The 14,856-nt window shown below is 31.8% G+C and carries 10 protein-coding genes and 1 riboswitch; of the genes, 4 read left to right on the plus strand and 6 right to left on the minus strand.

The features are described 5' to 3' along the window. Positions 1-136 precede the first annotated feature (136 nt). The 4 genes from thiC to DUT90_RS07725 all read right to left on the minus strand — a co-directional run bounded on the left by thiC (position 137) and on the right by DUT90_RS07725 (position 4,098). Positions 137-1,999 (minus strand): phosphomethylpyrimidine synthase ThiC, encoded by a 1,863-nt coding sequence (gene thiC, locus DUT90_RS07710; protein WP_114426585.1) that lies wholly within the window; start codon positions 1,997-1,999, stop codon positions 137-139. A 96-nt stretch (positions 2,000-2,095) separates the two neighbouring features. Then, the gene (gene thiS / locus DUT90_RS07715; RefSeq protein WP_114426586.1) at positions 2,096-2,299 is read right to left on the minus strand and encodes a sulfur carrier protein ThiS; all 204 of its coding nucleotides are present in this window, start codon (positions 2,297-2,299) and stop codon (positions 2,096-2,098) included. A 42-nt stretch (positions 2,300-2,341) separates the two neighbouring features. Then, positions 2,342-2,439: riboswitch (TPP riboswitch) on the minus strand. Between the two features lie 199 nt (positions 2,440-2,638). After that, a complete protein-coding gene (locus tag DUT90_RS07720) occupies positions 2,639-2,938 on the minus strand; it encodes an LETM1 domain-containing protein (RefSeq protein ID WP_114426587.1) in 300 nt (99 codons plus the stop codon). Continuing rightward, positions 2,938-4,098 (minus strand): proline dehydrogenase family protein, encoded by a 1,161-nt coding sequence (locus DUT90_RS07725; protein WP_114426588.1) that lies wholly within the window; start codon positions 4,096-4,098, stop codon positions 2,938-2,940. Before DUT90_RS07725 ends, DUT90_RS07720 begins: the two co-directional genes overlap by 1 nt. A 91-nt stretch (positions 4,099-4,189) precedes the next feature. Between DUT90_RS07725 and aroB the strand changes: the two genes are divergently transcribed. Continuing rightward, complete coding sequence (gene aroB, locus DUT90_RS07730; RefSeq protein ID WP_114426589.1) at positions 4,190-5,248, plus strand: 3-dehydroquinate synthase; 1,059 nt, start codon at positions 4,190-4,192, stop codon at positions 5,246-5,248. Positions 5,249-5,264: 16 nt separating this feature from the next. Here the strand turns inward: aroB and DUT90_RS07735 are convergent, their stop codons facing one another. Both DUT90_RS07735 and DUT90_RS07740 read right to left on the minus strand, forming a co-directional pair. Next, the gene (locus tag DUT90_RS07735; protein WP_114426590.1) at positions 5,265-6,215 is read right to left on the minus strand and encodes an alpha-E domain-containing protein; all 951 of its coding nucleotides are present in this window, start codon (positions 6,213-6,215) and stop codon (positions 5,265-5,267) included. 9 nt (positions 6,216-6,224) lie between these two features. Further along, positions 6,225-7,691, minus strand: coding sequence for a circularly permuted type 2 ATP-grasp protein (locus DUT90_RS07740; protein ID WP_114426591.1), 1,467 nt, complete (start codon positions 7,689-7,691; stop codon positions 6,225-6,227). A gap of 240 nt (positions 7,692-7,931) precedes the next feature. Here DUT90_RS07740 and DUT90_RS07745 point away from each other — a divergent pair, with 240 nt between their 5' ends. The 3 genes from DUT90_RS07745 to DUT90_RS07755 are packed head-to-tail and all read left to right on the plus strand — an operon-like array spanning position 7,932 to position 14,771. After that, the gene (locus DUT90_RS07745; RefSeq protein WP_114426592.1) at positions 7,932-11,276 is read left to right on the plus strand and encodes a DUF2126 domain-containing protein; all 3,345 of its coding nucleotides are present in this window, start codon (positions 7,932-7,934) and stop codon (positions 11,274-11,276) included. Between the two features lie 6 nt (positions 11,277-11,282). Beyond that, the gene (locus DUT90_RS07750; RefSeq protein WP_258848522.1) at positions 11,283-13,847 is read left to right on the plus strand and encodes a circularly permuted type 2 ATP-grasp protein; all 2,565 of its coding nucleotides are present in this window, start codon (positions 11,283-11,285) and stop codon (positions 13,845-13,847) included. Then, entirely contained in the window at positions 13,848-14,771 is a 924-nt protein-coding gene (locus DUT90_RS07755; protein ID WP_114426593.1) for a transglutaminase family protein, read from the plus strand. It begins immediately after the preceding gene. Positions 14,772-14,856: the final 85 nt, after the last annotated feature.

Genomic DNA, 14,856 nt, shown 5'->3' on the forward strand with positions numbered 1-14,856 from the left:
TACAACTGTTATAATAATTAGAGTTGTTTTTTTTGAGTTAGGGATTGCAGTGTAAATCCTTTTGCTTTTTTGCAAAAGATTGCAACGGAAAGCCCGCCCACGCTTTTTTTAGCGTGGGAACTTCCTAAAATATATTTTAGATATACACTTTACTACCTTTTTCTTTGAATTCTTTTGATTTTTCGTCCATTCCTTTTTGAAGAACTTCGTTTTCGTCTGAAATTTCGTTTTCGGCAGCAAAATCACGTACCTCTTGAGAAATTTTCATAGAACAGAATTTTGGTCCACACATAGAACAGAAGTGTGCTACTTTTGCCCCTGCTGCTGGTAACGTTTCATCGTGATATTCTCTAGCGCGTTCTGGATCTAAACCTAAGTTAAATTGATCTTCCCAACGGAACTCGAAACGTGCCATACTTAAGGCGTTATCGCGGTGTTGAGACCCTGGATGTCCTTTGGCTAAATCGGCAGCATGAGCGGCTAATTTATAAGTTACCACACCAACACGTACATCTTCTTTATTAGGTAAACCTAAGTGTTCTTTTGGTGTTACGTAACATAACATGGCACAACCGTACCAACCAATCATGGCAGCACCAATACCTGAGGTAATGTGGTCGTAACCTGGTGCAATATCTGTTGTTAAAGGCCCTAACGTATAGAAAGGAGCTTCGTCGCAAACTTCAATTTGCTTTTCCATGTTTTCTTTAATCATGTGCATTGGCACGTGACCTGGCCCTTCTATAAAGCATTGTACTTCATGCTTACGTGCAATTTGTGTAAGTTCTCCTAAAGTTTCTAATTCTGCAAACTGAGCTTCATCATTGGCATCGGCAACCGATCCTGGACGTAAACCATCTCCTAAAGAAAAGGCAACATCGTATGACTTTAAGATTTCACAGATCTCCTCAAAATGCGTGTATAAGAAACTTTCTTTGTGATGTGCTAAACACCACTTTGCCATAATAGAACCTCCACGAGATACAATACCCGTAACACGGTTTGCCGTCATTGGTACGTAACGTAATAAAACCCCTGCGTGAATAGTAAAGTAATCTACCCCTTGCTCTGCTTGTTCAATTAAAGTATCTCTAAAAATTTCCCAAGTAAGATCTTCGGCAACACCGTTTACTTTTTCTAAAGCTTGGTAAATAGGTACGGTACCAATTGGCACTGGAGAGTTACGTACAATCCACTCACGTGTTTCGTGAATATTTTGTCCTGTAGATAAATCCATAATATTATCAGCTCCCCAACGGCATGCCCAAACAGCTTTTTCTACTTCTTCTTCTATAGATGAAGTAGTTGCAGAGTTACCAATATTGGCATTTATTTTTACCAAGAAGTTTCTACCCAAAATCATAGGTTCTGCTTCTGGGTGATTGATGTTTGATGGAATTACAGCACGTCCTCTTGCTACTTCTTCGCGTACAAACTCAGGCGTAATTTTTGCAGGAATTGAAGCTCCAAAATGTTCTCCTGGATGTTGCTTTCTAATTTCTGTCATCTCGTCAATTCGTTGGTTTTCACGAATAGCAATGTATTCCATTTCTGGCGTAATGATTCCTTTTTTAGCGTAGTGTAATTGGGTAACGTTTTGTCCTTTTTTAGCACGTTTTGGTTTGTGCTTTAAATCGAAACGCATATGGTCTAAACTTTTATCGTTTAAACGCTCGTTACAATATTTTGATGAAAAGCTATCTAGTTCTTCTACATCACCACGATCTAAAATCCACTGCTCTCTAATTCTTTCTATACCGTTATGTACGTTAATTTCTTTGTTAGGATCTGTATATGGTCCAGACGTATCGTAAACGGTTACAGGTTCATTTGGAGTCAGTTTTCCTGTTAAAGAATCTTTGGTATCACTCAAACTTATTTCGCGCATTGCTACTTTAATTTGTGGGTGAATTTTTCCTTGTACATAAACTTTTTTAGAGTTTGGAAAAGGCTTTCTTGTAATTTGTCCCTTTTTTGGTGCGGTGTCTTTACTTTTCATGTTGTTATAGCTATGAGCTTTTTAATTTATAAATTTAGTAGCAATTTTAATCCTAGAAATTTTATTATGCTGATATATAATTTGTGTTATAATTTTTTACCCTCCTTGAGTAGATTTGATGATTAAAACAACATCGTTTTGCTGCAATTGTTGCACATTCCAATCTGTTTTTTTTACAACCCGATTATTGATGGCTATAGCAATACCATTAGTTTGTATTTTTAATTGATTTATTAAATTTACTACCGTGGTTGCTGAAGCAACTTGATGTTCTTTTTGGTTTACTTGTACAGTAATCATACTTTAAAATTTACTGTAAACTAGAAATAGTAATCTACTATTTTTTGAAGAATAACTTTTTCCTACGTTGGTGTTAACCAAAATCAGGTTCTAAGGATATTTCTCAAACTAGATATAACTAGCTACTCCTAAAGTTTACTTTACAAATATAAGTGTTTTTAAATTAGTCTGATAAAAAAACTTGTTTTCCACTTATTTATAATTTATACAAATTAGTGCTTTTAAAATTATCTTAATGTTGGCAAAAGTGTGCGTTAGCGATTGCAGTGGAAAGCCCACAGTGAGGTAACGAACGAGGACTTGCAACGTAAAGCGCGCCCTGAAAGGAACGCCCAAATATTAATTATTCTTTTTTTTGATAGGATCTTCTTTAAAGGCAGATGGTAAAATATCTGGAATTAATTTTATGAGTAGCGGTAACAACAACGCCCCTCCTGGTAATAAAAATACAGCAAGTGCAGGTATAGCTTTACAAATATCTAATAGTTGTTCTTTAATTTTTACTTTTTCTTCAATTGTTAAACCGGTTCTTGTAGATTTTCTAATTAATTGCATTGCTTCTTTACTTTGAGAAAGTTCTTCTTGAAGTCTTAATTTATTTTTACGCAATAAAAGTTTTATCTCTTCTACAGTAGCCATTATAATTTTCTGCGTTTACGCTCCGTTTTTAATAAGTTTAGTTCTCTACTGGTTTGTCCTGATACAGAAGTGTTTTCTTCTGCTCTTCTAATTAAATAAGGCATTACATCTCTTACAGGACCAAAGGGTACATACTTTGCAACATTGTAGCCATAATTTGCTAGATTAAAACTAATATGATCGCTCATACCATATAATTGCCCAAACCATAACCTCATATCTTTAGGAGAAATTTCTTTTTCTTCTGCTAATTGTTTTACTAAATAAGAACTTTTCTCATTATGTGTACCTGCAAAAAGTGCCATTTTAGGGTGTTGCATCATATAACGTATGGCGTTATTATAATTGTCATCTGTCGCTTGTTTATCTTTACAAATGGGCGATAAATATCCGTTCTCTTCAGCTCTTTTGCGTTCTTTTTCCATATAAGCGCCTCTAACCACTTTCATACCAATGTAAAACCCTTTTTCTTTAGCTTTTTGATGAAGTTGTGTAAGGTAATCTAACCTGTCATGACGATACATCTGTAGTGTATTAAAAATAATAGCTTTTTCTGTATTGTAGATTTCCATTAAATCTTCAATTAAATGATCTGCTGCATCTTGCATCCAGCTTTCTTCTGCATCAATTAGTATAGGTACATCTTGTTTAACCGCTGCTTTACAAACTGTGTGATAACGCTCTATAACACGTAACCATTCTGATTTCTCATTATTAGTTAACGTCTTTTTTTCTGTTATTTTTTGATACAAACTAAACCTTCCAAAACCTGTGGGTTTAAAAACTGCAAAAGGAATAGACTGTTTTTCTTCTCCAAAGTTGATGATTTTTAAAATCTTTTTTACGGTAGCATCAAACTCTGCTTCATCTTCTTTGCCTTCTACAGAATAATCTAAAACAGAAGAAACACCTTTGTTATACATTTTTTCAATGTTTGGCAGACAATCTTCTTCGGTTACTCCTCCGCAAAAATGATCGAAAACTGTAGATCGTATTAAACCTTCTACAGGTAGGTGTGCTTTTAATGCAAAATTAGTTACTGCTGTTCCTATTCGAACCATAGGTTCATTCTGAATCATTTTAAATAAAAAATAGGCACGTTCTAACTCAGAATCTGATTTTAAAGAGAATGCTACTTCTGTATTATCAAAAAGCTTCATACTATATCGATTTAGTTAAAACAAATATAGTACAAGCATGGTAATATTTGAATTATTTCTATTTAATTTGCAAATTCAATATTTATAAGTAATGCAAACCATACAAGCAGCATCCTATCCTGTACATTTTCAACAGAAAGGGTACCAAGAATTATCTAAATTAATAAAAGCACAACACTACTCTACTCTTTTTATTTTGGTAGATGAAAATACTTTTGAACATTGTTATCCTAAATTTATAAAGCATATAGAAACAGACAAGAAAATTGAGGTTATTGAAATTGAGGCGGGAGAAATAAACAAAAATCTTGAAACTTGTATTGGAGTTTGGAATGCAATAACTGAATTGGGTGGTGATCGAAAAAGTTTGATGATTACCTTAGGCGGTGGTGTAATTACAGATCTTGGAGGTTTTGTGGCTTCATGTTTTAAACGAGGAATAGATTTTGTAAATATTCCTACAACTCTTTTGTCTATGGTTGATGCTTCTGTTGGTGGAAAAACTGGTGTTGACTTAGGTGTACTTAAAAATCAAATAGGTTTATTTGCTAATCCAAGAATGGTTATTGTAGATGACACATACTTATCTACAGTAGAAAAACGAGAAATTAAATCTGGTACCGCAGAGATTATAAAGTATGGATTAACTTATGACATTGAACTTTTTAATGAAATAAAGAACAATAAGTCACTAAAAATTAGTGATTTAATTTTTCGTTCTATTGAAATAAAAAACGAAGTTGTTTTAGAAGATCCTAAAGAGCAACAGTTAAGAAAAATATTAAATTTTGGTCATACTTTGGGGCATGCCATTGAGTCTTTTTATTTAGAATCTGAAGACAAAGAAAATCTTACTCATGGTGAAGCCATAGCTATAGGAATGATTTGTGAAAGTTATATTTCGTCTAAATTATTGAGTTTTCCACTACAAAAAGTTGAGGAAATAAAAGAAGTTATTTTAGGTATTTATGATAAAACAAATTTGATGAAAGGTGATTTTTCTGCTATTATAGATTTGTTAAAACACGATAAAAAAAATGTAAACGGACAAGTAAATTTTGTATTATTAAATGATTTTGAAGATTATAAAATAGACTGTAAAGTTCCTGAAGATTTGATTATAGAAAGCATGGAGTTTTATAATTTATAAAACAAGCTAAAATTAATTAATACAAGCTAAAATAATCTTTATCCATTTTTTCGCCAACTGAAAATAAATCTTTTACTAGTTTTTCTATAAACCCTTTTAAATTCTCTTGCACATCTTCAATAGTTTTATATTGATGATCGTACTTTAATTTACCTATTAGAAACGCTGCAGAATCTTTATTTGGTATTTCTTCTTTTGATAAGAAACCAATGTAATATTGAATGTTATTTAAAGAGTTCATAATAGAACGAGGGCAAACAGGATTTAAAATTAAAAAATCTAAAACTGTATGACTGGTAGGAATTTTCCTATAATATCTTCTCATCATGTCATATGTTTCTACACATTTAAGCAATGTAGTCCATTCATAACTTTTTGTAACAGAAGCTCCAGAATTTGTTTTTTCTACCAAAGCATCGTTATATTTCGAATTTATAATTCGAATTAACTGATTGGCTCTTTCAATATAAATACCTAGCATAATTATAGCATACACTTCGTCATGCAAAAGGGTACTACGAATTTTAGTTCTTAAAGAAGCTACATTAGCAGTAATCATCGTTGTAAAATCGAATAATCCGTTTTTTACAAATCTATCTTTATCATAATTTCTTACAACTCTATTTAGTGTATTTATAGATTCATACAATTCAGATGAAATTAAATCTCTTGCCCCATTTGCATTTTGTTGTGCATTTCTTATAGAAGATAAAATAGAAAATTGTTTTTCTGGGTTTAAACCAATATCAAACAATACTTTTTTCTCATCTAATTCCTTATGTTCTTTCAATTCTTCTTCATCTGCTACAAACAACATAGAACGTAATACAAATTGTCTTGATTGACCTAATTCATTTGGTGAATCTAAAGACGAAAAATAATTGACTTTCATATATCTTGCGATGTGTTCTGAACGTTCTAAATAACGTCCCATCCAAAATAAATTATTGGCTACTCTTGCTAACATAAAATTTGTTTATTTTTTTAATACCCAAGTATCTTTAGACCCTCCTCCTTGTGAAGAATTTACCACTAAATTTCCTCTTTTTAAAGCAACTCTCGTCAAACCTCCTTTTAAAACAAAATCTTTGTCTTTACCCAATAAAGTAAAGGTTCTTAAATCTACATGCCTTGGTTCAAATGAGTTTTCTTCTTCTATATAAGTTGCATGTGTAGAAAGTGACATTATAGGTTGTGCTATGTATTTTCTAGGATCTTCTTTTATAGTAATTTTTACTTTTTCTATTTCTTCTTTAGTCAGTTTATTTCCAATTGAAATTCCGTATCCACCAGATTCATCAACAGGTTTTATTACCAATTTATCTATGTTTTCTAAAACATATTTTAATTCAGACGGTCTGCTACAATGGTAAGTGTAAACATTATTTAAAATAGGCTCTTCATCTAAATAATATTTTATAATTTGAGGCATATAAGTATAAATAGCTTTATCATCTGCAACACCAGTTCCTGGTGCATTTACCAAACAAACCTTTCCTTTCATGTAACATTTAAACAATCCTGGAACACCTAATAAAGAGTCTTTTTTAAACTCAAGAGGATCAATAAATAAATCATCAACTCGTCTATAAATAACATCAACTCTTTCTAAGCCTTTTATAGTTTTCATATAGACAAAATCATTTTCTATAAATAAATCTCGTCCTTCAACCAACTCTACTCCCATTTGTTTTGCTAAAAAAGAGTGCTCATAATAAGCAGAATTGTATACTCCTGGAGTCAAAACAACACATTTAGGAACATCTACTCCTTTGGGTTTTACAGATTCAATTATTTCTAACAAGTTTTGACCATAATCAGATACATTATAAGATTGATAATGATCAAAAACACCGAATAAAGTTCGTTTTAGGGCATCTCTATTTCCCACAACATAACTTACCCCAGAAGGGCATCTAATGTTATCTTCCAAAACGTAATACTCTCCATCTGAATGTTTTATTAAATCTGTACCAGAAACGTGGTTATAAATACCTCCTGGAGGGTCGAAACCTTTCATCTGTTTTAGAAAATTTACAGAAGAATTAATCAACTCAATAGGAACAACACCTTCTTTAATAATTTTTTGATCATGGTATAAATCCCATAAAAACTCATTTAAAGCTTTACTTCTTTGTAATGCTCCTTTTTCTATTTTACACCACTCTTCATAACCAATTATTCTAGGAAATAAATCAAAAGGGAAAATTTTCTCTTTGGCTTCTTTATCTCCATATACCTGAAATGTAATTCCTTGATTAAAAAAAGCATCTTTTGCTTTATCATTTAAATTTGCAAAATCATTAACGGAATACTCATTAAATAAATTAAATAAAGTCTCGTAAACTTGTCTTACTTCATTATTGTTTGTGAAAATTTCATCATAAAATCTAGAATCAAACTTATAAGAAGAAAAAATAGGTAAGTTAGTAGGTGCTTTCAATTTAAATATGTTTTATGATGTACAAATATTGATAATACAATAATAATATATAATTAACCAAAAATTTGAAAATAATTTAACTTTTTTCAACAAAAAAACTAAATTAAAGCATTGAAAATCTTTTTTTATTAAAAATATCATAATATACAATGATGTCGATTTTATTTTAAGATATTTGCAGGTGGAATTTGTCTTTCATCAAAGATGATGTCTTTTAATTTAATCATATAAAGCTCCTTTATGGCATTAAAAATTGTAATTTCTCATAAAACAAAATACAAATATGATCGATCTGTTAAACTTTCTCCTCATGTTTTCAGATTACGTCCTGCACCTCACTCTAGAACTCCAATAGAATCTTATTCATTAAAAATTAAACCTGAAAATCATTTTTTTAATTGGCAACAAGACCCTTTTGGAAATTATTTAGCAAGGGTTGTTTTTCCTGAAAAAACAGAAGAACTTTCTATTGATGTAGAAATTATTGCCGATTTAAAAACAATAAATCCGTTTGATTTTTTTGTTGAAGAAGCAGCAGAAGAGTTTCCGTTTAAATATAATGATACCATAAAAAAAGAGCTTTTACCTTATTTAGAAGTTACTGAAAACGGACCGTTACTTAAAGATTTTTTAAAATCTTTAGACATGACACCTCGTAAAACAATTTACTTTCTAATAGACATCAACAGAAAAATTTATGAGTATTTAAATTACAATATTAGAATGGAACCTGGTGTTCAGAGTTGTGAAGAAACACTCGGTCAAAAAAATGGTTCTTGTAGAGATTATGCATGGTTATTTGTACAAGCGTTGCGTCATCTAGGTTTCGGAGCACGTTTTGTATCTGGGTATTTGGTACAATTAAAATCAGACGAACAATCTTTAGACGGTCCTTCTGGTCCTGCCGAAGATTTTACAGATTTACATGCTTGGGCAGAGGTATATTTACCTGGTGCTGGTTGGATTGGTTTTGATGCTACCTCTGGTTTATTAGCTGGCGAAGGACACATTCCTTTAGCTTGCACACCTTCTTTTGAAAGTGCAGCTCCTGTTTACGGATTATCAGACATTTGCGAAACAACTTTTGAATTTGAAAACTCCGTAAAAAGAATTTTAGAATCGCCAAGGGTTACAAAACCATATACTGAAGATCAATGGAAAGCTATTGATAAGCTAGGTAATAAAGTAGAAAAAGAATTGCAAAAAAATGATGTTCGTTTAACAATGGGGGGCGAACCTACTTTTGTTTCTATTGATGACATGGAAAGCGAACAATGGAATACTGCTGCAGATGGAGCACACAAACGAAAATTAGCAGCAGATTTATCCAAACGTTTTTTAGATAATTTTACCGAAGGTGGATTTTTACATCACGCACAAGGAAAATGGTATCCAGGAGAACCTTTACCAAGATGGTCTATAGAATTATGTTGGCGAAAAGATGGCAGAAAAATATGGTTTAACCCAAACTTATTAGCTGCTTTAGCTCCTAAAACAGTACTTTCTGACAATGCTGCTGTTTTATTTTTAGAAACCCTAACGCAATATTTAGGAGTAACATCAAATCATATAAAACCAACATTTGAAGATGCTTTTTTACTGATGTATGAACAGGGTAATATGCCTGTTGATTACAACCCGAAAGAAGACAAAGATGCGTCTTTAGCACAAGAAAAAATTACAGAAATTTTAGAAAACGGAGTTTCAGAACCAGTAGGCTATGTGCTTCCTTTAAATAAAACAGAAGGAAAATGGTTTAGTAGCGAATGGACGTTTAGAAGAAATCATATCTATTTAACTCCAGGAAATTCTCCTGTAGGTTTGCGTTTGCCACTAAACTCTTTACAACAAAAACCAGAACACGAACTTTTTCCTATTTACGAACCCGATTTATTTTCTAAAAAGAAACGTTTGCCAAGTTTTAGACAAGTGGTATCTAAACGTTATAAAGACTTTATAGAAAATGGCGTTCCTAAAAATATGCCCAATTATTTTGTAAGAACGGCATTATGCTCAGAAGTTAGAGATGGTAAATTGCATTTGTTTTTACCTCCTTTAGAAGATGCTGCTTATTATTTAGATTTGTTGGCTTCTATTGAAGCTACTGCAAGACAATTAGAAATACCTGTAGTTTTAGAAGGTTACGGTCCGCCTCACGACAATCGTTTAGAATCGATGAAAATTACTCCAGATCCTGGAGTAATTGAAGTAAACGTGCACCCTTCAAAAAACTGGACCGACTTAAAAAACACCACGTTTACCATTTATGAGGAAGCAAAAAAATCGAGATTAGGTACCGAAAAATTTATGCTAGATGGTAAGCATACAGGAACTGGTGGAGGAAATCATGTTACTTTAGGTGGGGTTTCTCCAAAAGACAGTCCGCTATTGCGTAAACCTAGCTTGTTAAGAAGTTTACTAACTTTTTGGCAACATCACCCAGGATTATCTTATTTATTTTCTGGTTCATTTATTGGACCTACAAGTCAAGCCCCAAGGGTTGATGAAGCCAGACATGATAGTTTGTATGAACTAGAAATTGCTTTTAGCCAAATACCTAAAGACGGTGAAGTTCCTTTTTGGTTAACAGATAGATTGTTTAGACATTTATTAACCGATTTAACAGGAAATACGCATAGAGCTGAATTTTGTATAGATAAATTATACTCTCCAGACTCTTCATCTGGGAGGTTAGGTATTTTAGAACTGAGAGGTTTTGATATGCCACCTCATGCGCAAATGAGTTTAATGCAAAATTTATTAGTAAGAACCTTAGTTTCTTGGTTTTGGAAAAAACCTTACGAACACAATTTAGTAAGATGGGGTACAGAATTACATGATAAATTTTTGATTGAGCATTTTGTAAGAGAAGACATTAAAGACATTGTTAGCCAACTAAATAAAGCAGGTTATAAATTTAAAGAAGATTGGTTTGATCCGTTTTTTGAATTTCGTTTTCCTTTGTATGGTATGGTAGATATTAATAACATGCATTTAGAATTGCGTGCAGGTATAGAACCTTGGAATGTATTAGGAGAAGAAATGACTGGTGGAGGAACTGCGAGATATGTAGATTCTTCTTTAGAAAGATTGCAAGTAAAAGTTACCAATTTTACCAATGAAAGATACACACTAACTTGTAATGGCGTTAAAGTTCAATTGAAAAATACGGGAATTCATGGAGAGTACGTAGCGGGTATACGTTATAAAGCTTGGAATCCTTACTCTGCTTTACACCCTACAATTGGTGTAGATACACCTTTGGTTTTTGATATTGTAGATACTTGGAACAAACGTTCTATAGGTGGTTGTACTTACTTTGTTGCGCACCCAGGAGGTAGATCTTACGAAACATACCCTGTAAATAGTTTTGAAGCAGAATCTCGAAGAATTAATCGTTTTTGGAACTTTGGACATACACAAGGAGAAATATCACCAGAAAAAGAAAAGAAAAAAGAGAAAAATTCTGAAAAAGAAACTGAAAGAACAGTAGAAAAGCAAGGAAGTTCTAAAAAATTTAGATTTAAAGAAATTCCTGTGAACCCAGAATATCCAAATACCTTAGATTTGCGTTTTAAAAAATAATTAGATTTGACAAAATTACCTGTTACCGCTTTTTTTAAAAACTACTTTAAGGATTTTAAAAATTATGATGAAGTTTTAAAATCGGATATGAGTATTAATCCTAAATGGGAAAAATTATTGACCAATTTTTCTGATTTAGGGATTGATGAATTAAACAAAAGACAAGATGATTTAGATTGGTTATTGTCAGAGAATGGAGTTACCTACAACGTTTACAATGACCCTAAAGGTCTAAATAGACCTTGGAATTTAAACCTTATTCCTTTTGTTATTAATGCTGATGAATGGAAAACCGTAGAAAAAGGCCTACAACAACGAGCAAAACTTTTAGATTTAGTTTTAAAGGATATTTATGGTAAGCAAGAATTGGTAAAAAACGGCATTGTCCCTTCTGAAATTATTTTTGCACATCGTGGTTTTTTAAGGCCTTGTCATCAAATTCAATACAAAATAGCACAACACTTATTAATATATTCTGCAGATCTAGCTAGAGGTCCTGATGGAAGAATGTGGGTTGTTAATGATAGAGCTGAGGCACCTTCTGGAATGGGTTATGCGTTAGAAAATAGATTTTCTATACAGCAAGTTGTTCCAGATTTTTTTAAAGAAATTAATGTAAAACAACCTTTTGGGTTCTTTAAAGACCTTAATGATTTACTTGTAAATTCTGCAACACAAAATAAAGAAAATCCTACCATTGTTATCTTAACTCCAGGACCACATAACGAAACGTACTTTGAGCATGCGTATTTATCTTCATTTTTAGGATATCCTTTGGTAAAAGGAAATGACTTAGTAGTAAGAGAAGATAAAGTTTGGATTAAGACTTTAAAAGGTTTAATTCAAGTAGATGTTATATACAGACGTGTAGACGATGCATACACAGATCCTTTAGAATTGAAAGGAGATTCTTATTTAGGAGTTACTGGTTTGCTTAATGTTGTAAGGCAAAAAAATGTGGTGGTAATGAACCCTATTGGAAGCGGAGTTTTAGAAAACCCAGGCCTTATTCCTTTTATGAATTCTGTTTGCAAGTATTTTTTAGAAGAAGAATTAATTTTACCACAAATAGCATCATGGTGGTGTGGCCAAGAAAAAGAATTGGAGTTTGTATTAGAAAACATTAAAAAATTAGTTGTTAAGCCAATTGATAATACACACAGGGAACACATTTACTTTTGCGAATTTTTAACTGATGATGAAATTGAAGCCTTAAAAAAGGAAATTTTAGCAAAACCCTTTCGTTATGTAGCGCAAGAAAAAATATCTTTTTCTACGGCTCCAAATCTTACAAAAAAACATTTAGAACCTAGAAAAGTAATGTGTAGAACCTTTGCTGTTGCTAAAGAAAATTCATACAGTATAATGCCTGGTGGTTTGGTAAGAGTAGCAGCTGAAAAAGAAGAATTAAAACTTTCTAGTCAAAAAGGAGGTACAAGTAAAGATTTTTGGGTAACTAATGATTTAAAAAGTTCTCTAAAGAAAAGAAAAAGATATCATTGGCATCACTCTGTATCAAATTCTTTTGCAGGAATAGAAAATTTACCAAGTAATACAGCAGAAAATTTATTCTGGTCAGGTAGATACTTGGCAAGAACACTCGTAACAGCTAGGTATGTTAGAATGGTACTAAACCAAATGTCTGATGCTGAGTTTAATAAAAGAGAATCAGATCAAGAAAGTTTACATATATTGTATCAATCTATAACACATTTAACATCTATTTTCCCAGGTTTTACCGGTAAAAATAAAGAAAACGCTTTTAAAAATCCTCTCAAAGAAATTGCTACTGTCCTTTTTGATAAAACCCAAATAGGTAGTCTAGCGCACGCCCTTTTTTCATTCAAAAATTCTTACTACTCTTTGCGTAACCTTTGGTCTAGAGATATGTGGCGAGTTTATGATATGCTTCAAAAAGAGTGGGAATGTTTTGATAAAGATGATCATGAAAACATACCAAAAGTAACCAAGTTGTTAGATTCTATAATTACAAAACTTATCGCCTTTATAGGTCTTATAGAAGAAAGTATTTTAGTAGAACAAGGACTACTACTCTATTTTATAGGATTGCAGATGGAATTTGCGACGATGACTATAGATAAGACCAGAGCACTTTTATCTATCAGCCATCATGAAGATATCGAATATGAAATATTAGAGTCATTATTAAATAGCCATGAAAGTTTAAATATTTACAGATATAGTTTTAGGTCATATCTAGATATTCAAAATGTAATACAATTGATTTTATTAGATAAATCTTATGCTAGATCTCTTAAATATCAGTTAAATAGGATATCTAAAGATATTTTTAAACTACCTAAAAGAACTGAAACAAATGAACTTACCAATGTTCAGAAACATATTTTAAAAGCTTGTGAGATTATAGAGAATACTAGTGCATCTGCCTTAGCTAAGGTTGATGAAAACAAAATAAAAAGAGCTGACTTAGACAGTTTATTAGCTAGTATTAGTGATGCCATTCATGAAACTTCTATGTCTTTGACTGATATGTATTTCAATCATTCAAAAGAGCAAAAACAACTGATAAATCAAAACCATACTTATTAAATGATTTTTTCTTTAATTCATAAAACCAGTTATAAGTATAATAACGCTATTAGCTATTGCCATAATTTAGCTATTGTTAAACCTAGAAGTTTTAAAGGTCAAGAATTGTTAGATTACCAATTGGAAATAGAGCCCAAACCAACTACTTTTAAAGAAAATATTGATTTTTTCGGGAATTCAGTTGCTCACTTTTCTATAGAAAAACAACTTAAAGAACTAACGGTAATAGCCACAAGTAAAGTAAAACGATGTTATGAAGAACAAAACGATGTTTTACAATCTAAAGTTTGTAAAGAAACTACTTTGGCAGAAGCTCATGCAAAATTAAAAATAATTACCCCAACAATTATAGATGCCAAACAATTTTTGTTAGATTCTATGTTTATCAAAAATATTTCTTCACAAGTACACGAATATGCAGCTGTTTCATTCCAAAAAAACCGATCTGTTTTTGAAGCAACAAATGAGTTGATGAAAAGAATTTTCTCAGAATTTAAATTCGATTCAGGTTTTAGCACCATTGCTACACCTGTAGATGAAGTTTTAGAGGAAAAAAAAGGTGTTTGTCAAGATTTTGCGCAAGTAGCTATAGCTTGTTTACGATCTGTAGGGTTACCTGCAAGATACGTTAGTGGTTATATAGAAACACTACCTCCTCCTGGAAAAGAAAAATTGGTTGGTACAGACGCATCTCATGCATGGTTTTCTGTTTTTATACCTAATTTTGGTTGGGTAGATTTTGATCCTACCAATGATCAAATTCCAAAAAATCAACATATAACTACGGCTTATGGTAGAGATTATTATGATGTACCTCCGTTAAAAGGTGTGGTATATGGGTCTGGTAAAAGTACCATGAGTGTTTCTGTAGACATTAGACCTGTTAAAAATGACAATCAACAACAGCAACAACAACAGCAATAATAAAAAATTTATCTATTAAATTTTATGAGCTTTAGAACTAACACGTTTATTTCTTGAACTAAATTTGTTTATATAGTTTCAGAAT

Origin of the sequence: Polaribacter sp. WD7 (assembly GCF_003335085.1) — a bacterium.
In the GTDB taxonomy this organism is placed as follows: domain Bacteria; phylum Bacteroidota; class Bacteroidia; order Flavobacteriales; family Flavobacteriaceae; genus Polaribacter.